General features: G+C 72.9%; 18 protein-coding genes. 6 read left to right on the top strand and 12 right to left on the bottom strand.

What is annotated here, in order from left to right; genetic code table 11:
• The first annotated feature begins 106 nt into the window (after positions 1 to 106).
• Positions 107 to 943 (top strand): alpha/beta fold hydrolase, encoded by an 837-nt coding sequence (locus HAV39_RS11485; RefSeq protein WP_191839161.1) that lies wholly within the window; start codon positions 107 to 109, stop codon positions 941 to 943.
• 71 nt (positions 944 to 1,014) lie between these two features.
• Positions 1,015 to 3,414: a Tex family protein gene (locus HAV39_RS11490; RefSeq protein WP_191839162.1), complete on the top strand. Its 2,400-nt coding sequence runs from the start codon at positions 1,015 to 1,017 to the stop codon at positions 3,412 to 3,414.
• Positions 3,415 to 3,615: 201 nt separating this feature from the next.
• Here the strand turns inward: HAV39_RS11490 and HAV39_RS11495 are convergent, their stop codons facing one another.
• The 3 genes from HAV39_RS11495 to HAV39_RS11505 all read right to left on the bottom strand — a co-directional run bounded on the left by HAV39_RS11495 (position 3,616) and on the right by HAV39_RS11505 (position 9,730).
• Positions 3,616 to 6,039, bottom strand: coding sequence for an ATP-binding protein (locus HAV39_RS11495; RefSeq protein ID WP_191839163.1), 2,424 nt, complete (start codon positions 6,037 to 6,039; stop codon positions 3,616 to 3,618).
• A gap of 100 nt (positions 6,040 to 6,139) precedes the next feature.
• Complete coding sequence (locus HAV39_RS43250) at positions 6,140 to 9,226, bottom strand: S8 family serine peptidase (RefSeq protein ID WP_191839164.1); 3,087 nt, start codon at positions 9,224 to 9,226, stop codon at positions 6,140 to 6,142.
• 213 nt (positions 9,227 to 9,439) lie between these two features.
• Positions 9,440 to 9,730 carry a hypothetical protein gene (locus tag HAV39_RS11505; protein ID WP_191839165.1) on the bottom strand — a complete coding sequence of 97 codons (291 nt, stop codon included), beginning with the start codon at positions 9,728 to 9,730 and terminating at the stop codon, positions 9,440 to 9,442.
• A gap of 222 nt (positions 9,731 to 9,952) precedes the next feature.
• On the opposite strand from HAV39_RS11505, the gene HAV39_RS11510 reads away from it, so the two are divergent.
• Positions 9,953 to 12,274 carry an Ig-like domain-containing protein gene (locus HAV39_RS11510; protein WP_191839166.1) on the top strand — a complete coding sequence of 774 codons (2,322 nt, stop codon included), beginning with the start codon at positions 9,953 to 9,955 and terminating at the stop codon, positions 12,272 to 12,274.
• A gap of 58 nt (positions 12,275 to 12,332) precedes the next feature.
• On the opposite strand, the gene HAV39_RS11515 is transcribed toward HAV39_RS11510, so the two are convergent.
• The gene (locus tag HAV39_RS11515; RefSeq protein ID WP_191839167.1) at positions 12,333 to 12,779 is read right to left on the bottom strand and encodes an Rv0361 family membrane protein; all 447 of its coding nucleotides are present in this window, start codon (positions 12,777 to 12,779) and stop codon (positions 12,333 to 12,335) included.
• Between the two features lie 68 nt (positions 12,780 to 12,847).
• Between HAV39_RS11515 and HAV39_RS11520 the strand changes: the two genes are divergently transcribed.
• Genes HAV39_RS11520 through HAV39_RS11530 form a run of 3 tightly spaced genes read left to right on the top strand, consistent with a single transcriptional unit; the run spans position 12,848 to position 15,003 of the window.
• A complete protein-coding gene (locus HAV39_RS11520; RefSeq protein WP_191839168.1) occupies positions 12,848 to 13,771 on the top strand; it encodes an LLM class F420-dependent oxidoreductase in 924 nt (307 codons plus the stop codon).
• Between the two features lie 33 nt (positions 13,772 to 13,804).
• Positions 13,805 to 14,623: an AraC family transcriptional regulator gene (locus HAV39_RS11525; protein WP_191839169.1), complete on the top strand. Its 819-nt coding sequence runs from the start codon at positions 13,805 to 13,807 to the stop codon at positions 14,621 to 14,623.
• Complete coding sequence (locus tag HAV39_RS11530) at positions 14,620 to 15,003, top strand: VOC family protein (RefSeq protein WP_191839170.1); 384 nt, start codon at positions 14,620 to 14,622, stop codon at positions 15,001 to 15,003. Before HAV39_RS11525 ends, HAV39_RS11530 begins: the two co-directional genes overlap by 4 nt.
• A 129-nt stretch (positions 15,004 to 15,132) precedes the next feature.
• Here HAV39_RS11530 and HAV39_RS11535 read toward each other — a convergent pair whose 3' ends face one another.
• From HAV39_RS11535 to HAV39_RS11570, 8 genes are all read right to left on the bottom strand, one after another.
• A complete protein-coding gene (locus tag HAV39_RS11535) occupies positions 15,133 to 16,416 on the bottom strand; it encodes an MFS transporter (RefSeq protein WP_191839171.1) in 1,284 nt (427 codons plus the stop codon).
• Positions 16,413 to 17,009 (bottom strand): helix-turn-helix domain-containing protein, encoded by a 597-nt coding sequence (locus tag HAV39_RS11540; RefSeq protein WP_191839172.1) that lies wholly within the window; start codon positions 17,007 to 17,009, stop codon positions 16,413 to 16,415. Before HAV39_RS11540 ends, HAV39_RS11535 begins: the two co-directional genes overlap by 4 nt.
• A 55-nt stretch (positions 17,010 to 17,064) precedes the next feature.
• Positions 17,065 to 17,982: an N-acetylglucosamine kinase gene (locus HAV39_RS11545; protein WP_191839173.1), complete on the bottom strand. Its 918-nt coding sequence runs from the start codon at positions 17,980 to 17,982 to the stop codon at positions 17,065 to 17,067.
• A 45-nt stretch (positions 17,983 to 18,027) separates the two neighbouring features.
• The gene (locus tag HAV39_RS11550) at positions 18,028 to 19,239 is read right to left on the bottom strand and encodes a family 16 glycosylhydrolase (RefSeq protein WP_191839174.1); all 1,212 of its coding nucleotides are present in this window, start codon (positions 19,237 to 19,239) and stop codon (positions 18,028 to 18,030) included.
• A 191-nt stretch (positions 19,240 to 19,430) separates the two neighbouring features.
• On the bottom strand, positions 19,431 to 20,240 hold the full coding sequence (locus HAV39_RS11555; RefSeq protein WP_120319391.1) for a carbohydrate ABC transporter permease: 810 nt from the start codon (positions 20,238 to 20,240) through the stop codon (positions 19,431 to 19,433).
• A complete protein-coding gene (locus tag HAV39_RS11560) occupies positions 20,237 to 21,112 on the bottom strand; it encodes a carbohydrate ABC transporter permease (protein WP_120319390.1) in 876 nt (291 codons plus the stop codon). The genes HAV39_RS11555 and HAV39_RS11560 overlap by 4 nt, the downstream gene beginning before the upstream one ends.
• Positions 21,113 to 21,118: 6 nt before the next feature.
• Positions 21,119 to 22,525: an N-acetylglucosamine/diacetylchitobiose ABC transporter substrate-binding protein gene (gene ngcE, locus HAV39_RS11565; protein ID WP_244958783.1), complete on the bottom strand. Its 1,407-nt coding sequence runs from the start codon at positions 22,523 to 22,525 to the stop codon at positions 21,119 to 21,121.
• 23 nt (positions 22,526 to 22,548) lie between these two features.
• A complete protein-coding gene (locus HAV39_RS11570) occupies positions 22,549 to 23,283 on the bottom strand; it encodes a sugar isomerase domain-containing protein (protein ID WP_191839175.1) in 735 nt (244 codons plus the stop codon).
• Positions 23,284 to 23,290: the final 7 nt, after the last annotated feature.

Below are 23,290 nucleotides of genomic sequence, written 5' to 3' on the forward strand. Positions count from 1 at the left end.
GACCCGATCGGGCTGCCGCCGCTGCTCGTATACCCGGATGCGCCGGAGCACCTGCCACCGCTAAACTGCGAACAGCGTTCGCTGTTTAAGACCGAGGGGAGCAGTCATGGAACGGGTCACGGCGCCGGACGGCGCGAGCATCGCCCTGCACTCGGCCGGAACGGGACCGGGCGTGGTCCTGGTGCACGGCGGCGGGGTCACCATCGAGGAGTACCGGCGGCTGATCGCCCGGCTCTCCGGCCGGTTCACCGTGCACGCCTACAACCGGCGCGGCCGCCTCGACGCCCCCGCCCGGCGCGAGCCGTACTCGGTCGAGCACGAGATCGACGACCTCGGCGCGGTGCTGGAGCACACCGGGGCGCGAAACGTCATCGGGCACAGCTACGGCGGATTCGTCGCCCTGCGGGCCGCGCTGCGCCTGCCGATCGAACGCCTCGCCCTCTACGACGCGGCGCTGCGCATCGACGGCACACCGGACGGGACCTACCTCGAACACGTGGACGAGGCACTGCGCGCGGGCAAGACCGCCCGTGCCATGGCGATCGTCGCCGCCGGGGTCAACACCCACTCCGCGGTGTCGCGGCTGCCGCTGAGCGTGCGCACCGCGATCTGCCGCGCGTTCCTGCGCACCCCGATCGGCCGCCGGATGGGCGAGCTGCTGCCGATGACCCTGTTCGAGACCCGGCAGGTGCTGGCCCACGAGGGCTCCGCCGACGCGTACGCGGGAGTGACCGCCGACGTGCTGCTCGCCTGCGGCGCCAGCGCGCCCGGCTACTTCGAGGAACACCACACGAAGCTGGCCCACGTCATCCCGCGCGCCCGCACCATGGTCGTGCCCGGCGCCCGCCACGACGCGATCGCCATCGCCCCGGCCCGCCTGGTCGACCCCATCGCCGAGTTCTTCGCCGCCCCGCTGACCACCCTGCCCACCACCTCCGCCTGACCCGACGCCGCACCGCCCGCACCCCGCCCCCTGCGTGCCTGCACGGCGGGGTGCGGGCAGAATGTCTCACCGTGACGACGTCCATTGCGCAGCGCATTGCCGAGGAACTCGGCGTACGGCAGAACCAGGTGAACGCGGCGGTAGAACTGCTGGACGGCGGCTCGACCGTCCCGTTCATCGCCCGCTACCGCAAGGAGGTCACCGGCGAGCTGGACGACGCCCAGCTGCGCACCCTTGAGGAGCGGCTGCGCTACCTGCGGGAGCTGGAGGAGCGCCGGTCGACGATCCTCGAGTCGATCCGCTCGCAGGGCAAGCTCGACGACGCCCTCGAAGCGATGATCAACGGAGCGGACTCGAAGGCCCGCCTCGAGGACATCTACCTGCCGTACAAGCCCAAGCGGCGGACCAAGGCGATGATCGCCCGCGAGGCCGGCCTGGAGCCGCTCGCCGACCTGCTGCTCGGCGACCCCTCGCACGACCCGCAGACCGCCGCCGCCGGTTTCGTCGACGCCGACAAGGGCGTCGCCGACCCCGCCGCCGCGCTGGAGGGCGCCCGCTCGATCCTGGTCGAGCGCTTCGGCGAGAACGCCGACCTGATCGGCGCGCTGCGCGAGCAGATGTGGACCCGCGGTCGCATCGTGTCGAAGATGCGCGAGGGCAAGGCCGAGGAGGGCGCGAAGTTCTCCGACTACTTCGACTTCTCCGAGCCGTACGCCAAGCTGCCCAGCCACCGCATCCTGGCCATGTTCCGCGGCGAGAAGGAGGAGGTGCTCGACCTGGTCATGGAGCCCGACGAGCCCGCCGCCGAGGGCGCGCCCGCCGGCCCGAGCATCTTCGAGCAGCGCATCGCCGCCGCGTTCGGCATCAGCGACCGCGGCCGCCCCGCCGACAAGTGGCTGAACGACACCGTGCGCTGGGCCTGGCGCACCCGCATCCTGGTGCACCTGGGCCTGGACCTGCGCACCCGGCTGTGGCAGGCCGCCGAGGAGGAGGCCGTCCGGGTCTTCGCGATGAACCTGCGCGACCTGCTGCTGGCCGCCCCGGCCGGCACCCGCGCCACGATGGGCCTCGACCCCGGCTACCGCACCGGCGTGAAGGTCGCCGTCGTCGACGCCACCGGCAAGGTCGTCGCCCACGACACCATCTACCCGCACGTGCCGCACAACCGCTGGAACGAGTCGCTGGCCACCCTCGCCAAGCTGGCGCAGGCGCACAACGTCGAGCTGATCGCGATCGGCAACGGCACCGCCTCGCGGGAGACCGACAAGCTCGCCATCGACCTGATCAAGCTCGCGCCGCAGCTCAACCTGACGAAGATCGTCGTCTCCGAGGCGGGCGCGTCGGTGTACTCGGCGTCGGCGTACGCCTCGCAGGAGCTGCCCAGCCTCGACGTGTCGATCCGCGGCGCGGTCTCCATCGCCCGCCGCCTGCAGGACCCGCTCGCCGAGCTGGTGAAGATCGACCCGAAGTCCATCGGCGTCGGGCAGTACCAGCACGACCTGTCCGAGGTGAAGCTGTCGCGCTCGCTCGACGCGGTGGTCGAGGACTGCGTGAACGGCGTCGGCGTCGACGTCAACACCGCCTCCGCGCCGCTGCTGGCCCGGGTCTCCGGCATCAGCACCGGCCTGGCCGAGAACATCGTGCTGCACCGCGACGCCAACGGGCCGTTCCGCTCGCGTACCGCGCTCAAGGAGGTGGCGCGGCTGGGCCCCAAGGCGTTCGAGCAGTGCGCGGGCTTCCTGCGCATCCCCAACGGCGACAACCCGCTCGACGCGTCCAGCGTGCACCCCGAGGCGTACCCGGTGGTGCAGCGCATCCTGAAGAACAACAGCATCGAGATGGCCAAGCTCATCGGCAACGGCTCGCTGCTGCGCACCCTCAAGCCGGCCGAATACGCCGACGACGTCTTCGGCCTGCCGACCGTCACCGACATCATCAAGGAGCTGGAGAAGCCCGGTCGCGACCCGCGCCCGGCCTTCAAGACCGCGTCCTTCAAGGACGGCGTCGAGAAGATCGGCGACCTGCAGCCCGGCATGCTGCTGGAGGGCGTCGTCACCAACGTGGCCGCGTTCGGGGCGTTCGTCGACATCGGCGTGCACCAGGACGGCCTGGTCCACGTGTCGGCGATGTCGCGGAACTTCATCAGCGACCCGCGCGAGGTGGTCAAGTCCGGTGACGTGGTCAAGGTCAAGGTGCTCGACGTCGACATCCCGCGCAAGCGCATCTCGCTGACCCTGCGTCTGGAGGACGAGGCGGCCCCGGCCGGCGGCGCGCGCCAGGGCGGCGGTGGCGGCGGGGATCGCGGCCAGCGTGGTGGCGGCGGTGGACAGCGCGGCGGCGGTCAGCGTGGCGGGCAGGGTGGCCAGGGCGGGCAGCGCGGCGGGCAGCCGCGCCAGCAGCGCAGCGAGCCGGTCGGCAACAGCGCGATGGCCGACGCCCTGCGCCGCGCCGGGCTCGACAAGCTCCGCTGACCGAACCCGTCGCGCCGACCACCTCCTGGCTCGCGACGTCCAGGTTTTCTGACTCGTGACGTCCACGTTTTCCATAGACGTTGGCCTATCTGGTTGAGTTTGATCTCAAATTCTCATCCAGATAGGCCAACGTCTATTGGGGCGGGCGGGGCCGGGCGGCCGGGCGGCCGGCATGACGTGCGGCCACCGGCGGCCCGGTGCTCACCCGGGGAGGAGTTCGCGGCAGCGGCGCAGCACGGCGGCGGCGACCGGGGCGTCCTTGCCGTCGAGCCCGGCCGCGAGTTCGGCGACCACTTCCGCCGCACGGGCCGGCGCACCGGCCGCCACCGCCGCCTCGGCCAGCACCAGGACCGCGTCGGCCGCCCATGCCCAGATGCCCTTGCCCCGGACCATCAGCACGGCTTCGTTCGCGTGCCACACGGCCTCGTCCGGACGCCGCTCCAGCAGCAGCCGCGCCGCCGCGGACAGCGCCTGCACCAGCGGCCAAACGGCGCCGACCCGCCGGGCCTCGGCGATGACCTCGCGAAGCGCCCGCTCGGCCCGCTCCGCATCCCCTGCCCCGGCCGTCAGGGCCAGCACGGTGGCGAGCTCCGCTCGCGCGTCGAGGGTGGTCACCGGCATGCGCTCGGTCGCGGCGATCAGCTGGGCGAACCGGTCAGCCAGTCCCGACAGCCGTCCCGCAGCCCGGTCCAGCGACAGCGCGGTCGCCTCGACAAGCGCACTGAGCCGCTCGTACCCGGTCTGCGCCACCAGGTCCCGCCCGGCCGCGAGCAGCGCGGCGGCCTGGTCGAGGTACCCGGCGTGCAGCGCGCCCTGCGCCCAGTTGAGGCAGGCTCGGGCGTGCTCGCGGGGCCGGTCGGCGAGTTCTTCGCAGGCGCGCAGGTCGGCGATGATCGCCCAGGCCGCCGGGTCGTTGAGTTCCAGCAGCAGCGAGGCGCGGGCGATGCGGACCGCGAGCCGTGCCGCCGGGTCGCCGCCCGCGTCGGCCGCCGCCTCCGCCTCCGCGCACCGGGCCAGGTGGTAGTCGACATGCCGGCCGACCACGGTGTCCGGTGCCGCGAGCACGGCGAGCGCCTGCGCGCGCCGTCGCGGCGTACGCAGGTACGGCAGGGCGCGCTCGATCTCGACGTACCCGCGCGAAGCCTCCCCCTGCTGCCGCAGCATCCGCCCGAGCACCAGGCCCAGTTCGCCCCGGGCCCCGGGCGGCAGCCGGCGGTCGGCCAGCAGCCGTTCCAGCACCGGGATCGCCGAGGCCTGGCTGAGCCCGTCGATGGCGGCGCGGCCCAGCTTGCCGGCCAGCCGCGCCCGCACCGGCCGGGGCAGCTCGGCGACGTCCATGGTCTGCAGCAGGAAGTCGGCCGCGGTCGCGTCGTCGCCGCGCTCCGTGGCCAGGTCCGCGGCGGCTTCGGCGTTGCGGACGAAGTCGGCGCCGCTGCCGGCCAGCCGGTAGTGGTGGGCCAGCTGCGCGACCGGCCGGGGCAGTTCCTGCTCCAGCACCCGGGCCACCCGCAGGTGCAGCCACTCCCGGGTCTGCTGCGGCACCAGGTGGTAGACCACCTGCCGGGCCAGGTCGTGCCGGAAGCGCAGGCCGTCGCCCGCGTCGTGCAGCAGGCCCGCCCGGTGGGCGGCGGTCAGCGCCGCGTCGACCTGTGTACGGTCCTGGCCGAGCGTCGCGGCGAGCACCCGGCGGTCGGGCATGTTGCCCAGCACCGCGGCCGCGCCGAGCACTTCGCGGACCGGCTCGTCCAGCGGCTTCAGCCGCCAGAGCAGAACGTCGCGCAGCACGAACGGGACGCTGTCGTCGGCCATCGGGTCACCGCCGCGCTCGGCGAGGGTGCGCAGCACCTCCTCGACCACGAACGGGATGCCGGCGGTGCGGTCCAGCAGGGTCGCGGTCAGCTCCGACGGCGGGTCGCCCAGGCCCAGCGTCCGGGCGGCCAGCTGGCGCACCTCGGCGGCGTCCAGCGGGCCGAGCGCCACCCGGGTGACCGTCCACGGTGGAGTCCGCGCCAGCGCGTCGTGGATCGGGGTGCCGGCACCGGGTGCGGGAGTGCGGGCGGTCAGCACCACGGCCAGGCCGTCCACCGGACGGGTGCTGAGGTAGGCCAGGAACTCGCAGCTCACGGGGTCGGCCCAGTGCAGGTCCTCCAGCACCAGGACCGCCGGGGCCAGCCCTTCCAGCACCGCGGCGAGGGCCCGCAGCAGCCGGTGCCGTTCGGCTGCCGGGTCGGCCAGCGGCGGGGGCGCGGGCGGGAGTACCCCGGCGAGTTCCGGCAGCAGCGGGGCGAGGGCGCCGGCCACCGGGTTGAGCGGGCCGAGCCGGTCGGCCCCGGCCCGTACGGCGTCGAGCAGCACGCCCAGCGGGAACGGCTCCGGCACGTCGTCGCATTCGCCGACCAGGCGGTGGCCGGGCAGGTCGGCGAGCAGCTCGGCGACCAGGCGGCTCTTGCCGATGCCGGGTTCGCCCTCCAGCAGCACCAGGGCCGTCGGGGCCGCGACGAGCCGGCGCAGCAGGGCGAGTTCGGCTGCCCGTCCGACGAACTCGACGGGTCCGCGCAGGCGAACGGGGCGGATCGGAATCGAAGTCCCGCCGCCCCGCATCGTGTCCCCGCCGCTGCTGACCACCGTTCGGGGAGGAAATCATTGCCGCCTGCCGAGGCGGCAGACCGGGCGGAGCGGTGGTGACCTGGGTCACAGCCGCGGTTCGCCCGGCCTGCCGCCACGGTCAGGACTGCACCGTGATCGGCAGCGTCTTCAGCGGGCCCGACCCGTTGCCCAGCACCAGGTAACCGATGTACTTCCGGCCCGGCAGCAGGCCGGACCAGCGCACCGTCAGGTTCACCGTCTGGCCCGGACGCACCACCGGGTGCTTCGGGTCGATGCTCAGCTTGCCGGTCGCCGAACTTGGTGCGCCGGGCACGTACGTGGTGATCGTGTACGTCTCCGAGTCCTGCCCCGGCGGCATGTTGCCGAGGAACGCCTGCTCCAGCACGAGGATGTAGTCCGCTTCGCCCTCCGGCAGCCGCAGCGTCGCGCCCCAGCCGCCGCTGACCGTCGCGTTGACGAACTTGCCCGTCATGTCGTACGCCTCGACGGAGAACTCGGTGCAGGGGATCACGCCCTCCTCGTCCTCCCAGTCGATGTGCGAGCAGATGGGCAGCCGCGAGGTCACCCGCACGTACGGCTCACGGGCCCCGCCCGGCACGTGCACGGTGCCCTTGTACATCGACGGGGGCAGCGGGACCGGCAGGTTGTTCGACGAGCTCCAGTCCCACGGGACCCCGTCGCCGCTCAGCGTGACGGTGCTCGCGGTCCCGGCGGTGAGGCCGACCAGGTCCGTGATCAACCGGCCCGGGTAGCCGATCTCGGCGGTGATCCGGGTGCTGCCGGACGTGCCGGTGCCGGTGATCGCGTCCGGGGCGATGAGCCCGGCGTTGCGGACCACCAGCGGGGTCCGCACCCGGTGACCGAGGCTGTCGCGCCAGGTCAGCGCGCCGTCGGCCCAGGTGTCGAACGCGCCGCTGATGTTGGTGACCTCGACGGTGAACCGGGCGGTCCGGCCGGGCTTGATCGTCAGCTTCGCGGGCGTGACCTTCACGTGGTAGCCGCGCGGCGCCTGCACCGAGGCGGTGTAGGTGCTCGTCTTGCGGCCGACGTTGGTGACGGTGCGGGTGACCTGCTGCTTGCCGACCATCCGGCCCAGCGAGATGGACGGGTAGTTCAGCTGCGCGGTGTCGATCGGGCCGATCTCCGCGCAGCCCTGCAGCCCGTCGAGCCCGAACTCGCCGCCGCGGTCGGCGGCCACGCCGCACAGGTAGCGCAGCCAGTCCGGCGCGGTGGAGTCGTAGACCAGGCCCGGGTCGAAGGCGCTGCCCGGACGAACCTGACCGGATCCGTAGTTGAGCGGGGTGGCGTCACGGGAGCCGATCTTGATCGGCTTGCCCCGGTCGGTGACGTCCGACGCGGTGGTCATCAGCGCCGAGCGGACCGTGGCCGGCGACCAGCCCGGGTGTTCGGCCAGCAGCAGCGCGGCGATGCCCGCGATGTGCGGGGCCGCCATCGACGTGCCCGACGCCAGCGCGAAGTCGTTGCCCGCCTGGGAGGGCGAGAACGCCGCCGCGATGTCCTGGCCGGGTGCGCTGATGTCCGGCTTGATCAGCTCACCGGCGTTGAAGGCCGACGGGCCCGCGGAGGAGAACGCCGCGACCGAGGGGCTTTCGACCGTCTGCAGAGCTGCCGGCGACAGCGACGCCGTGGGCTGCCCGGAAGCGAGGTACGCCAGCACCCGCGCGCCGTCGACCTCGTCGATGTGCACCGTGGGCACGGTGTGCGCGTCGGCGCTGAGCGAGCCCAGCTCGTCGTTGTACAGCACCATGCCGACGCCGCCCGCCCGCGCCACCGTGCGGCTCTTGTCGGTGCGCGCGATGTCGCCGCGCAGGCAGACCACGATGGCGCCGGTGACCTTCGCCGGGTCGAGGGTGCCGTCGACGCACCGTTCGGCGTTGTAGGTGTCGCCCGCGTCCAGCGCGCCGTCCTTCGCCGAGACCAGCCGCGCCGGCCCGACACCGGTGTCGCCCAGGCCCGCGCCGGTGACCGTGGTGCCGTCGCCGAGGGTGAGGGTGCGCGCGCGCTGCCGGTCGGTGGTGCTCGCGGCCACCGTGGTCACCCACGGCGTGGAGTTGTCGACGGTGCCTGCGGTCGGCCCCGCGTTGCCCGCGGCGGCGGACACGAACACCCCGGCGGCCGCGGCGTTGAAGAACGCCGCGTCGATGGCCCCGAAGTACTCGCTGTCGTCGCCGACCGAATAGTTGATCACGTCGACCCCGTCGGCGACCGCGTCGTCGACGGCGTGCACGATGTCGATCTCCGTACCGGTCGCCCCGCCCTCACCGGTGTCGTAGAGCGCCTTGTAGATCGCGAGCCGGGCGGCCGGGGCCATGCCGGAGATCCGGCCGAGGTCCTCCGCGCCCGACTTCGCCGGCACGCCGTGCAGACCGGCGGCGGTGCTGGCGGTGTGGGTGCCGTGGCCGTTGCGGTCGCGCGGTGAGGAGAACTCGTCGGGGAACGCCTCGGCGATGCCGCTGTCGTTGTACCAGCGGGCCCCGATCACCTTGTTGTTGCAGGTGACCGGCGCCTCGACGCCGACGTCGCAGGTGCCCCTCCACTTCGCGTCGATGATCGCCTGGTCGGGGCGCGGCGAGGGCAGCGGCGCGAAGCTCGCGCTCTCCGGCCAGAAGCCGCTGTCGATGACGCCGACGATCACGCCCTCACCGGCGCGGGAGACATCGCCGAACTGCTCGCGCCACACACCGTCGCGGCCGGTCAGGCCGAGGTAGTCAGGGGTGTGCGAGGTCAGGGTGTGCACCTTGCGGTTGTCGTACACCGCCCGCACGCCCCGAGTGCCGCGCAGCCGCAGAGCCTGCGACCTGGTCAGCTCCATCGCGAAGCCGTTGAACGCCGTGTCGAGCGTGACCCGGGGCCGGTTCTGCGGCACACCGGCGTCCTGGAGCACCTGCTCCTGCTGCCGGCGCAGGTGCGTCCGGTAGGCCGTGGCACCGCCCGAGGCCCGGTTCAGCTTCGCCCCGGCGGCGGGCTTGGTCGCCGCGAACCCCGCCACCCCACCGGCATACGTGGCCAGCGGCTCGCCGTCGAGCTGCACGAGGTACCGGGCGGTCGGCTCGGCACCGGTCGGCGGGGCGGCCACGGCACTGCCCGAAAGGCCCGTCAGGCCGGACCCGAGCAGCGCCGTGGCCACCAGCGCGCCGATCACCCGCCTGTGTCGTCCGGGACGTTGCACGATCCGATGTGGCATGTCGAGGTCCTCCGCGTCCGGTGCCGAACACCACAGCTGGTGACGGTGGCCGAAAACCTAGGATCGAAATGGATCACCCGGAAGCACTTGTAACCTCTGCGTAACAATGGAAACAAGCACGTAACCTCAGCGGTACTTTGGATGTCATTTCGCGGTGTCGCGGCCGTCCCGACATCTCTCGGCGTCACCGGGTCCACACGCAACGTCGAGCCGTCAGCCCGCCCGCCGCCTCCCCTGGTGTCCGGCCACGACCAGCCCGACACCACCCGCGATCGGGAGCAGGCTCCCCACCCCGAACAGGATGTTGTTGCTCCTGTCGTCCTCGATGCCGGCGATCCGCACCTGCCGCAGCCGCAGCTCCGCCTCCCCCTGCGACTCCGACAGCAGCTGCTCCGCCCTCGCCTGCTCGTCGACGAGCTGCGTGTACCCGTAGCCGGCCATGGCTCCGATCAGCAGTCCGAACCCGACCAGTGCCGCACCCAGCACGTACCAGAGTCTCCACATGGCGTCTCCCCAATCGTGGCGATGATGGGCGAAACGTAGGGCCGGACACGTCCGCACGGTCCACGTCTGGCGCGTATCCGCAGCCCGCGGGCCGGAACCGCCCCCCGGTGCGGGCCGGTGCGGGAGCCCGGTTCCGCGTGCGCCCGTGTCGGGTTGCCGATACCTCGGCCGCCTCGATCAGCTCGTTGAACGGTCGAGCTTGGTCTATTGAGGAGGGTCTGCGTGCGTGGACGGGCAAGCAGGGCGGCGCTGGCGGCGCTGATCGGCGTCGCGGCCGCCGCCGGCGGGGTGATCGCGGGCGGATCGCCCGCCTGGGCCCATCACCAGGTGACGGCGACGTACACCGCCACCGGCGGCGAGCAGGTCTGGAACGTGCCCGCGGGTGTGACGAACGTGCACGTCGTCGTGGTCGGGGCGCGCGGCGGGAACGGGGCGGGCAGCGGCGAGGACGGCCGCCCCGGTGCGCGGGTCGAAGCCGACCTGGCGATCCCGGCGGGTGTCACCCGGCTGTGGGTCGAGGTCGGCGAGCGCGGCGGTGACGGCGGCGACGACGGGTTGCCGGGCTTCGGCGGGGGCGGCGAAGCCGGCGCGGGCTCCCCGTTCCACGGCGGGGCGGGCGGCGGAGCCTCTGACCTGCGCACCTGCTCGCTCGGCAGCCCGTGTGACTCGGCCGCGTCGCGGCTGGTCGTCGCCGGTGGCGGAGGTGGCGGTGGGGGCGGCTGCTTCGCCGCGAGCTGCGCCCCGTCCGGTGACGGCGGCGACGGCACCGCAGGCGGGGCCGGTAACGGCGGCCTGCCGTTCGGGCCGCTCGGACTGGTCGGCTTCCCCGGCGCGTTCGCCGTCGGCGGGGTCGGCGCGCTCGCGCCCGGCACCAGCGGTGGAGGCGGCGGCGGTGGGGGCGGCGGCTGGTACGGCGGTGGCGGCGGCTCGTCCGGCGGCGCTGCCCCGGTGCCGCTGATCGCCGGGTTCGACGGCGGCAACGGCGGGTCGGGCGCGAGCCACACCACGGCGGGCGCCGGCAACGTCAGCATCGCCGAGACCGGCGACGACGCCTCCATCACCATCTCCTACCAGGTACGCGACACGACGCTGAGCTACCTCGGCGCGACCTCGGGCCCGGTCGGCGCACCCGCGAACCTGCGCGCCCGGCTCACGTACACCACCGGCGGCACCCCGATCCCGGGTGCGACGGTGCAGTTCACGCTGGCCGGAACAGCCGGCTGCAGCGCGGTCACCGACGCGGCCGGCGAGGCGGCGTGCACGGTCACCCCGCAGGCCCCCGCGGGCAGCCGCGCGCTGACCGCCTCGTACGCCGGGGACACCACCCGGCACGCGTCGAACGTGTCCGCCACGTACGAGGTCAAACGCAAACCGACCACGCTGGCCTGGACCGGCGACGTGACCGGCGACTACCACGACCCGGTCCGGCTGGCCGCGAAGCTGACCCTGACCGACACCGGCGCGGCGCTGCCCGGCGAGCCGGTCGCCCTGGCGCTCAACGCGACCGAGTCCTGCGACGCCGTCACCGGCGACGACGGGGTCGCGAGCTGCACGGTCGTGCCCCAGGAGACGCCGGGACCGTACACGGCGACCGCCGCCTACGCCGGGGACGAGGTGCACCTGCCCAGCTCGGCGACGGCCGGCTTCACCGTGACCAAGGAGCAGACACGCCTGGCGTACACCGGTGACGTGAACGTCGCCAACGACGAACCCGCGCGGCTGGCCGCCCGGCTCACCGAGGGCTCGACGCCGCCGCTGCCCGGTGACGGCACGCCCGTCGCCGGGGCCCCGGTCACCTTGACGCTGGGCAGCGGGCCGTCGGCGCAGTCGTGCACCGCGTACACCGACACCGTCGGCACCGTGGCCTGCGTGATCGCCGACGTGGCGCAGCCGCTGGACGCCGACGGCCAGGTGCCCGTGTCGGGCGGCTACACCGGGAACTCCTTCTACGAGCCGAGCCAGGCCGCGGCGACGGTGGGCCTGCAGTACGAGACCGGCCGGGCGTACGCCCTCTCCGGCAAGCTGAAAGTCCTGGTCGGCACCGCGACCCTGCCCGCCGCGCCGGACACCGGCGCGGTGCGCACCGCCGACCCGTCGGCCACCGCCACACCCTGCACGGCGACGGTGAACGTGCTGGTGCTGCGGGCGGGGGCGCTGTGCGCGAACGTCACCACCCGCACCGCCCCGGGCGCCTCCACCGCGACCGCGACGGTCGGCTCGGTCGACCTCGGCCTGCCCGGCCTGCCTGCGATCGCGCTGCGCGACGTCCGCACCACCTCCGTCACGGACTGCGCCGGGTCGACCGGCGCGGTCACCGTCGGGCAGCTGCTCGTCGGCGGGGTCGTGGTGACCGTGACCACCGGTCCGAACAGCACGGTCGCGATCCCGGGCGTGCCCGGCGCGAGGATCGTGTTCAACGAGCAGGTGCCCGTCGAGGGCGGGCTCACCGTGCACGGCGTGCACCTCGTCGTCCCGCAGACGCTGGGCGTCAGCGCCGACCTCGTGTACGCCTCGGCCACCAGCGACATCCACCACTGCCGCTGAGCGGCGGCGGGCGGCCGGGGCGACGAGCCCCGGCCGCCCGGCTACCTCGCCCGACCGGCTACAGGCAGACCCGCCACTGTCCGTCCTCCTTGAGCAGCGGGATGCCCAGCACGTACTGCGAGCCGTCGGCGGCCCTGGTCAGCTCCAAGGTGACGACGCCGCTCACGGTCGAGTTGTGCTGCTCCACGTTGACGCCCGCCACCGAGTAGCCGCTGATCCGCGGCCGCGCGCTCTGCTCCGCGACGTACTGCTGCTCGCTGGTCAGCTCGCGGGTGCGGCGGCACAGGCTCGCGTAGGCGCCGGCGTAGTCACCGGCGACCAGGTCATCGGCGTACGCCACGGCGGCGTCCCTGGGCGGGCCGAGCGCGGTCGTGATCCCCCGCCAGGCGAAGAAGCCGGCGACGCCCGCGCCACCGCAGCAGAGCACGAGGACGATCGCGCAGATGATGAGGATCTTGCGTACCGGGCTCTTCGGCTTCGGCGGACCGGGCGGCAGCGACGTCATGGCAATCACTGTGCGCGACGACCGCAAGAGCGCTGGCGCATCGCACCGTGACACGGCAGGGTCACCGTATGCGTGAGTTCCGGTTCTCGTCGAACGTGTTCTCGGTGCCCTCCGGCGATGTCTTCGTGCGGCGCTGCCGGCTGGCCGAGCGGCTCGGCTACGACACCGTGTTCGCCGCCGACCACCTGGGCGCGCCCGCGCCGTTCCCGGTGCTGGTCGCGGCCGCGGCGGCGACCGAGCGGCTGCGGGTCGGCACTCTGGTGCTCAACGTGCCGTTCTGGAACCCGGCGCTGCTGGCCCGGGAGATCGCCACGACCGACCTGCTCACGGGCGGACGGCTGGAGGTCGGCCTCGGCGCGGGACACATGAAGTGGGAGTTCGACGCGGCGGGTCTGCCGTTCGCCCCGTTCGGCGCCCGGGCCGGCCAGCTCGACCGGATGATCGGCGAACTGGGCCGCTGGTTCCGGACCGACGACACCAAGCCGCTGCCCGGCGGCGCGCCACCGCTGCCGGTGCAGAAGCAGGGCTTCGGCGGGTACGGGCCGCCGCTGATCGTCGGCGGCACCGGCGACCGGATCCTGCGCATCGCCGCCACGCACGCCGACATCGTCTCGGTGGCCGGGGCATACCAGGTCAAGGGCGCAGACCCGGGCACCTTCCGGCTGGCGTCGGCGACCGAGACGGACGGGCGCGTCTCCTTCGCCCGCGAGCACGCCGGCCCGCGCGCCGAGCGGATCGAGTGGCACGCGCTGATCCAGCGGGTGGTCGAGACCGGCGACCGGCACGCCGCCGCGGAGCAGGTCAGCGCCGACACCGACGGGGCGATGACCGTCGAGCAGGCGCTGGAGTCGCCGTTCCTGCTGTTCGGCACGGTCGAGGAGATGGCCGCTCAGCTGCTGCGCCAGCGCGAGCGCTACGGCTTCAGCTACCTGACCGTCCACGACCCCTACCTGGAGGCGTTCGCGCCGGTGATCGCGGCCCTGCGGCCCTGAGAATCCGCGTCCGCCATGGAAAATGGCTCCGGTATGACTATCGCGGAGCATGTCGACGGCGTGCCGGCACCGCACCTGCGGCGCTACGTCCGCCAGTACCTCGGCTATCACTACCGCGGGTTCGCCCCGGGAGTGCATCTCGGCCTGCCCTCGCCCGACCTGACCGTGGTGATCAGCTTCGAGGAGCCGACCCTGGTCTCGCTGGCCGCCGACCACGCGCCGAGCGGCTACACCGCGCTGGCCAGCGGCCTGACGATGGCTCCCGCGTTCATCCACCACGACGGCACCCAGTTCGGGGTGCAGCTGGCGCTCACCCCCGCGGGCGCCCGCGCCCTGTTCGGCATGCCGGCCGCGGCGCTCGCGGCGGCGGTCGCGCCGCTGTCGCTCGAACCGCTGGCGGACCGTCTCCGGGCGGCGTCGTGGCCGCAGCGGTTCGCGCTGCTGGACGCGGCACTCGCCCGCCGCCTCGACCCGGTGGAGCCCGCGCCCGAGCTGGCCTTCGCCTGGCGGCGGATCATGCGCTCGGGCGGCGCGCTGCGGGTCGGCGAGCTCGCCGCCGAGACCGGCTGGAGCCGGCGTCACCTGTGCGCGCGGTTCGCCGCCGAGTTCGGCGTCGGGCCCAAGGACGCGCTGCGCCTGGTCCGCTTCGGACGCTCGACCCGGCTCGTACGCGAACCGCACCGACGCGCCCTCGCCGACATCGCCGCCGCGTGCGGCTACTACGACCAGGCCCATCTCGCCCGCGAGTGGCGCGAGTTCGCGGGTGTCGCGCCGTCGCACTGGGCGCAGTCGGAGGAACTTCCCATTCTTCCAAGCCAGGACGAGGTGGAAACGGCCACGCTGGAGGCATGAGTGACAACGCCATGGTCTGGCCCTGCCTGACCTACACCGACGCGCACGCCGCCATCGCGTTCCTGGAGGAGGCGTTCGGCTTCAAGACCACCGCCGTGCACGGCACCGGGCCGACCGTCGAGCACGCGGAGCTGCGCTGGCCGCCCGGCGGCGGGATCATGCTCGGCAGCCCGCGCCCGGACAACGTGCACGACATCCCCGCCGGCCGGGGCCTGGTCTACCTGGTGACGGATCAGCCGGACGCGCTGTTCGCGCGGGCGGTGGCGGCCGGGGCGACCGTGCTGCGGGAGCTCCGCGACGAGGACTACGGCTCGCGTGGCTTCAGCGTCCGCGACCCGCAGGGCGTGATCTGGAGCTTCGGCACCTACTCGGGTGAGTGATCCGCATCCGCCACCGGGAGCCCCGCCCACGGGGGGCGGCGCTCCCGGTTCGCAGCGGGTGGCGGACAGCTCAGGATCATCGTCCTGTCCGGACCGGACACCTCGACCGGTGGCAGTGCGCTAGCGGCGTCAGCCGGTGGGCGCCAGCTCCGCGACGTCGCGCTCGGCGGGCACCGGCTTGCGCCTGGCTTCGCGCCAGGCGGGCAGGTAGAGCGGGGCCGCGGCGGCGAGCACCACCGCACCGACGAGCATCGCCGTGCTGATGCTCGTGGCGGCGGCGAGTGCGGTGAGCGCGACCCCGCCGAGCGCCCCGGCAGGCTGCCCCATCATCGAGTTCAACGAGAGCACGCTGGTCCGGTACGGGCCGTCGACCTGGCGGTGCAGCAGCCCGGTGTGCAGCGGGTTCGACGCCCCGTGCACGGCGTAGCAGGCCAGGAATGCGACCAGCACGCCGACGGGCCCGGCGAACAGTCCCATGCCGACGACCGTCACGCCCTGCAGAATCCGCAGCAGCGCGGCCCCCGGGGCGGCCCCGGGCCAGCGCAGCAGCAGCGGGGTCAGGGCGGCCCCGGCGGCCGAGACGAGCCAGGCCGCCGACGTGGCCGGGCCGAGCAGCGCGGCGGCCCGGTCGGCGTCGCCGACGACCTCGGCGAGCCGGACCGGCAGCAGCGACTCGAAGGTGACCATGCCGAAACCCCAGAACAGCTCCACGGCCACCAGCGCGAGCAGGACCCGCGACCGGCGCAGCAGGCCGAACGACTGCCCGATCATCCGCGGTGCCTCCCGCACCGAGGCGCGCAGCGCGGACGCGCCGCGGGCGGGGCGTACCTCGACCATCAGGCACAGCAGCACGACCAGGGCGACCACCTGCATCGCCGTGGCCGCGACCACGGGGACGGTGAGCGCGCTGAACGGCCCGACCGGGCCGAGCGCGATGAGGCCGCCGGACAGCAGCGCCCCGGCCGAGATCGCCACGCCGATGACGGTGCCGGCGAGCCCGAGGCCGGGTTCGTACGTGGCCTCCGGGTCGGCGGCCAGGGTGGCGTCGACGTACCAGGACTCCAGCGGGCCGGAGTCGAGGGCCCGGTGGATGCCCTGCAGCGCCCAGACGGCGAAGAACAGCGCGACCGAGTCGGCCACCACGAACAGCCCCAGCGACAGCAGGTTCACCACCCACGCGGTCGCCAGCACGGGCTTGCGGCCGAGCGCGTCGGCCAGCCCCCCGGTGGGCAGTTCCAGCGCGAGCACGAGGATGCCCTGCGCGGTGGCGACCAGCCCGATCTGCGGCAGGGTCAGCCCGCGCTCCTGCATGACCAGGATCAGCACCGGAATGATGAGCCCGGCGGGCAGCCAGCGCAGCCCGTGCAGCAGCAGGAACCGGCGGCGTACCTGGGTGACCGACAGCGCGCTCATCGCAGCTCCTCCGCCCGCGGGAAGCTGGCCAGGAACACGTGGACCTGGGCCGCACCCTCCTCCTCGGCGAACGACGGGTCCTGCCGGTACTTCACGATCAGCTCCCAGATCTCCTCGTTGAGCGCGCGCAGCCGTTGCGGTGCGACGGTCAGCATGGCGTCGCTGATCGTCGCGGCCTCCCGCCAGGCGTGCGGGGCCTGCGGCTGTGCCGCCAGCCAGAGTTCGGCCTGCTCGCTCATCAACCGCACCTGGTGGCCCTCGATCCACTCCGCGGCGGCGCGGGCGTCGGGGTCGTCGTCGAAGTCCGTCGGCCGCCAGGTGCTGGCGTCGTGGGCGGCACGCCAGAAGCGCTGGCGGCTGGTGCCGAGCTCCGCCTCCTCGGCCACGAGACCCACGTCGGCGAGCTGGCGCAGGTGGTAGCTGGTCGCGCCGGTGTTGGTGTCCAGCAGCCGGGCGAGGGTGGTGGCGGTGGCCGGACCGTCGACGCGCAACAGGCCGAGCAGGCGGGCCCGCAGGGGGTGGGCCAGGGTGCGGATCTGTGCCGCGTCCAGGCGTACGACGCTGTGCGGAACAGCGTTCGACTCGTCGTCCATGAGATGCACAGTAAGTGTGCACACTAGTTATGCACAATAGTTGTGCAAGAATTCCTCAGGTCACCAAGCGGGCGGCAAGGCGGGCAGCGCCGGTCTCACCGGGGCCCGCGACGGAGATCGCCGTGCCCGGCAGGCGGTCGGCGAGCAGCTTGATCAGGGCGTCCCGGACGGGGGCGGAGGTGGTCAGGACGCTGCCCGCGAGCACGACCGGGCCGTCGGTGTGCACCTCGGCGAGGCACTCGGTCAGGTGGGCGGCGGCCCGGTCGACGAGGGCGAGCGCCTGTGGGTCGCCGTGCGCGGCCGCGTCGGTGACCAGCGGTGCGAGGCGGGACAGGTGGCGTGGTGGCTCGGCGTGCAGCGCGCCGATGAGGTCGTCGGCGGCCTGGCGGGAGGGGGCGGCCGGGATCGTGCCGAGCACCGTCGTGGCGACGCTGCGGGTCAGCCGGCCCTGCGGGACACGGGTGTACAGCTCACGAGCGGTCAGCGCGGCCGCCTCCCGGCCCAGCCAGAAGCCGGACCCCAGGTCGCCGAGCAGCCAGCCGATGCCGTCGGCGGTGCCGGTCATCTCCCCGGCGTCGATCCGCGCGGCGATCGCGCCGGTCCCCGAGATCAGCACGCTGCCCGACGGTTCGGCGGTCCCGGCGGCGTACGCCACCAGCACGTCGCCCACCGGCCGCACCGGCACGGTCAGTCCCAGCCCGGCGAACGCCTGCCCGAAGGCGGCGGCCACCACCGGGTCGGCGAACCGGCCGGTCCCCGCGATGCCCATCACCGCCGACCGCACCTCGCTGGGGTCCAGGCCGGACAGCGCCGCCCGCACGGCGTCCGCGACCGAGGCCACGGCATCGGCGAGCGGCACGGACACCGGGTTGCCGGCGCCCGCGCGGCCGAAGCCGGCGCGGGCGCCGTCGAGGGTGGTGATCAGCGCCCGGGACGAGGTCCCGCCGACGTCGAGTCCGAGGACGAGGGTCACGGGCGCTGATCCTTTCACTTCACGGCGAGCCTGGACAGTGCCGCGTCAGCAGCGGCCCAGGTCCTCCCACTGCTGGGTCCAGCCGGGCTCGCTGCCCTGCGTCCACCAGCGGGCGCGCCACAGGTGCACGCCGTCGCCGGACTTCGGGCCGCCGGGGTTGCCGTTGGCGCTGCGCTCCCACTTGACCTGGTTGCCGGTGGTGTAGACACCACCGATGTTCCACAGTGGCGCGTTGACGCAGCCGGTGCCACCGGTCGGCGGGGCCGACGGGGACGGCGGGGTGCTCGGCTGCGCCGACGGCGGCGTGCTCGGGCCGGTGCTCGGCGACGCGGTCGGGCAGGTGCCGCCCGCGCCGACGCTGTCGGTGTGGCTGACCCCCTGCGCCCGGTAGGACGCCACGCGGGCGTTGGCCTGCGCCGGGGTGAGCACCTCGTTCTGCGTGTACAGCAGGTAGTCCACCTGCTGGCGGTACGTCGCCATGCCGCCGGAGTGCGCGGCCGAGTCGATGAACCACAGGTTGAAGTTGATCGACATGTTCGTCTCGGGGTAGTAGATGCCGCTGTGGTCGGCGACCAACGTCCCGTCGATGTAGTACTTCACGTGCCCGGCCGAGACCGTGAACACCATGTCGTGCCAGCCCGCGAAGGACTGCCGCTGCTCGCCGTGGGTGTTGACGGCCTCCCACGGGTCGGGGCGGTAGGTCTCCCAGGTGGTCTCGTACATGATGTTCGACGGCTCACCCCACCCGCCGTTGGGCAGGTACTCGAAGTCGATCTCGCCGTAGTTGGGGTCCATCGGGGCGGCCAGCGGCGTGATGGTGAAGAACGTCTCCACCAGGTGGTCGCCGTCGTTGCCGGAGACCGGCGCGTCGGTGAACTTGATCCGCGAGGCGTACGTGCCCTCGAAGAACTTCTGCTGGTGCAGGAACTCCGCCTGGCTGGTGCCGCCGGCCGTGCCGTCGGTGGACGCCTGCAGCTGCAGGGACTTCGCGCCGTCCACGGTCGGGAACGAGACGTTGGACGCCGGCCAGGAGGCCCCGGGGATGCCGGGGCCGCCAGAGTTGGTGCGCACCGACCAGCCGCGCTGGTTGATCAGCGGGTCGGCCGGGCCACTGTAGCTGAAGTCGTCGAACAGGGCGTTGCAGACGGCCGCCGAGGCGACCGCCGTGGTGCCCGCGGTCAGCGCGACGATCGTGCCGGCCGCCAGGGCCGTCACGGTCGCGCCGAGTGCGGCGACGATGGGACGTCGGAGGGTCACTGTTCTCTCCTTTCGGGGTGGCGGACTACGGTGGTGGGCAGCCCCGGCGCGCCGCGTGAGAGGCGGCGCGCCGGGGTCATGCTGCCCCCGCGGTCCGTGGGAGGTGCCTTCTTGCGGGCACGGTCGGGCACGCCGAAGAGCGCGCTCTCCCCGAGTTCGGCGTGGACGCTCGTCCGTGCGGTCTGTGGGTGTTACTTGAGCGCGCCGGAGGTCAGCCCGGCGCGGATCTGCCGTTGGAAGAACACATACGCGAGCAGGACCGGCAGGATCGCGATGATCAGCCCGGCGAACAGGCCGCTCCAGTCGCTGCGGTAGCCCTGGCTGACCGCGAGCTCGGCCAGACCCTGGGCCAGCACGTAGTGGTCCGGGTCCGGGTTGAGCACCTTCGGTAGCAGGTACTGGTTCCACAGGCCGAGGAAGTTGAAGATGCCGACGCTGACCATCCCGGGCCGGGCCATGGGCAGCATGACCCGGAAGAACACCCCGGCGTGCGAGGCGCCGTCGATGAACGCGGCCTCGGCGACCGCGCCGGGCAGCGAGCGGAAGAAGCCGTGCAGGAAGAACACGGTGAACGGCAGGGCGTACGCGGCGTACACGAGGATCAGCCCGTGGTACGTGCCGAGCATGCCCAGGTTGTCGACCACGAAGAACAGCGGCACCAGCGCGAGGAAGACCGGGAACAGCATCCCCGCGATCAGCGTGTAGTAGAGGAAACGGTTGCCCGGGAACTCGTAACGGGCCAGGCAGTACGCGGTGAGCGCGCCTAGCAGCATGGTCAGCGCCAGCGCGCCGCCCACCACGATCAGCGTGTTGAGCAGGTACTGCCCGATCGAGGCCTGTTCCCAGGCCCGCGACCAGTTGTCGAAGCGCGGCGTCGCCGGCGGCGTCCACGGGCTGTCGAAGATCTCGGCGTCGGTCTTGAACGACGACATCAGCGCCCACAGCAGCGGCAGGGTGACCAGCGCGGCCCACAGGGTGAGGAAGGCGTGCTTGGTCCTCATGCCAGCTCCACCCTTTCCCGCTTGGTGACCCGCAGCAGCAGCACCGCGATGGACAGGGTGAGGAAGAAGATCGCCACGCCCATCGCGGAGGCGTAACCGAACTTGCCGAAGGTGAAGGCGGTCCGGTACAGCCCCAGGCCCATGACCTCGGTGCTGTTGTCCGGGCCGCCCGGCCCGACCGTCATGATCTGCACCAGGGCGAAGCCGTCGAGCGCCGCGATGCCCAGGTAGATCCAGCCGACCTGGACGCTCTCCCAGATCAGCGGGAGGGTGATGCGCCGGAACACGGTCACCGGGCCGGCCCCGTCGATCGCCGCCGCCTCCATGATGTCGTCGGGCACCGACTCCATCGCGGCCGAGAAGAGCACCACGTAGAACCCGACCGACGACCAGATCATCACGGCCATCACGCTCCACAGCGCCAGGTCCGGCTCGGCCAGCCAGGACTGCCGCCAGGAGTCCAGGCCCACCGCCGACAGCGCGCCGTTGAGCAGCCCGCTGTTGGGGGTGTACACGAACTGCCAGAGCACCGCGATGATCGCGACGCTGAGCAGCTGGGGGAAGAAGTACACCACCCGGTAGACCTTGGTCCCCCTGGTGCCGGCGGCCAGGGCCAGCGCCAGCACGATGACGGCCAGCGGCACGACAAGCAACATCAGCCCGTTGTTGCGCAGCCCCGCCAGGAACAGCGGGTCATCCCACAGCCGGGCGAAGTTGCCGAACCCGACGGAGCGCGGCTGATCCGACACCCCGTTCCAGTCGGTGAACGCCAACTGGAACGCCTGCAGGTACGGCGACAGCACGAACACGCCGTACAGCGTCAGGGGCACGATCAGCGCCCCCGCCAGGAACCGGTACTTGCCGTGCCGCATGGCCCCTCACCGCTGGTGTTTGACGATGGAGCTGTCCTTGGCCACCGCGTCGGCGGCCTTCTGCACCCGCTCGGCCCACTGCTGCGGGTTGATCCGCTTGGTGGCCAGCTCGCCGGTGGCGTCGTCGAGCGCCTTGCTCAGCGGCGCGTACCAGGTCCGGAACTTGTAGCTGAACACGTTCGGACCGGCCGCCTTGACCGCCTCGGCGACCGAGCCCAGGCCGCTGGTCAGGGTCAGCCCCTCGGTCGCGCCGGCGACCACCGGCAGCGCCTTGGCGCTCTCGGCGAAACCGCGGGCCACCTTCTGCGAGAACAGGTGCCGCAGGAACTCCAGGCCGCCGGGCACGTTCTTGGCCTTCGCGGGCACGATGAACGACTCGCTGCTGGCCGCCATGACCGCCCCGTTGGGCAGCTTGTCCGAACCGGTCAGCGCGGGCACCGTGCCCATCACCATGTCGAACCCGGCCGGGGTGACGGCCTGCTGCTCACCCTCCAGCCACGACCCGCACGGGATGAACGCGACCTGGCCCTTGCACCAGGCGTTCTGCGCCTCGGTGTGGGACAGGCCCTCCGAGCCGGGCAGGATGTGACCGCGCACCGCGAGCTGGTGGATCGCCTCGGCGGCGGCCAGCATCGCCGGGCTCTGCCACGCCCCGGGCTGCAGGTTGTCGATCGACTTCACCAGGTCGAAGCCGCCCGCCTTGGCCGCCAGCGACACCAGCGGGTCGTTGAGGTACTCCGGGTACTTGCCCTGCCAGGTCCACGGCGCGAGGCCGGCCTTCTTGATCTCGTCGTTGAGCGTGAGCATCTCGTCCCACGTCTTCGGAAACGTCCACCCGTGCTTGGCGAACAGCGACTTGGAGTACCAGACGCCCCACAGCACCGAGGAGTAGTTGAGCACCAGCGGCTTGCCGTCGAACGTGCCGTCCTCGACGACGCCCGGCATCAGGGTGTCGCGGAACTTCTTGCTCGGGTCGTCCAGGCTCGGCGCGTCCAGCAGCGAGCTCAGGTCGGTGAGCTTGCCGGCCGAGACGAGCGTGGCCAGGTCCAGGCGGCCCGCGCCGCTGTTGTCCACCACGTCGGGCGGGCTGTCGGCGACGAAGCGCGGCTGCAGCACCTCGCCGACGCCCTGGATGCCCTTGTGGTCGACGGCGACCTTCGGGAACTTCTGCTTCAGGCTGGTGCCGGCGTCGATCGCGTACTGGTCGCCGTAGCCGCCCTTGAAGATCACGACTTCGAGCGCGGCCTCGGCGGATACGCCCAGGGGGTTCTCGGCACTGGTGTCGCCCTGCTTGACCTTGTCGTCGTCACCGCCGCCCGCGGTGGCACAGGCCGCCAGGCCCGTGCTCGCCGCGACCGCGGCCGCACCGGCCAGCGCGCTGCGTCTTGTAAGGTTCATCGTGTCGCCCTTCATGCACTTCAGGAGGGGTTGATGGGTTAGGCGATACGCCGGATGCGCCCGGCGTATCGCGCTTCCAACTGCTGGTTGTGCTCATAGCCGCCCGCGATGTTCGCGGACAGGTAGATGGGCGGGGTCTGCCCCGCCTCTGTCAGGCGCCGGACCACCTCGGTGACCACCATCTGGGCCAGCACGGCCGCGGTCACCGACGACACGGCGCCGGACTGGTTCGCCAGGATCACGTCGCCGTACGGCGCGCCGTTGTCCAGCACCACGTCGGCGATCTCCGACAGGCGCTTGCCGGACGGGTGGCGCGGCTCCGATCGCGCCGTGTGGTCGAGCGAGGTCACCGCGATCAGGCCGTGCCCGCGCTCCTTGATCAGCAGCGCCAGCTCGACCACGACCCCGTTGATGCCGGAGTTCGAGGCCAGCACGAACACGTCCGCGGGCTGGATCGGAGCCAGCTCGTAGAGCCGGTGCGCCACCTCGGTGCGCCGCTCCAGCAGCTGGTCCTCCAGGACCTCGACCGGCTCGCCGCCCCACAGCACGATGTCGCGCAGCGCGATGCGGTTGGTCGGCACCAGCCCGCCGGCCCGGCCCGCGATCTCCATCGCGAGGGCCTCGGAGTGGCCGCTGCCGAAGGCCTGCACCACCCCGCCCGCGTGCAGGCTCTCGGTGATCAGGTCCGCCGCCCGCTGCACGTTGCCGGCCTGCTCGGTGCCCACCTTGCCCACCAGCTCGGTGATGGCTTCCAGGTACGTCTGCGCGTTCATCTCGCTC

It is taken from the genome of Catellatospora chokoriensis (assembly GCF_011297315.1).
GTDB classification, from domain to species: Bacteria; Actinomycetota; Actinomycetes; order Mycobacteriales; family Micromonosporaceae; genus Catellatospora; species Catellatospora citrea.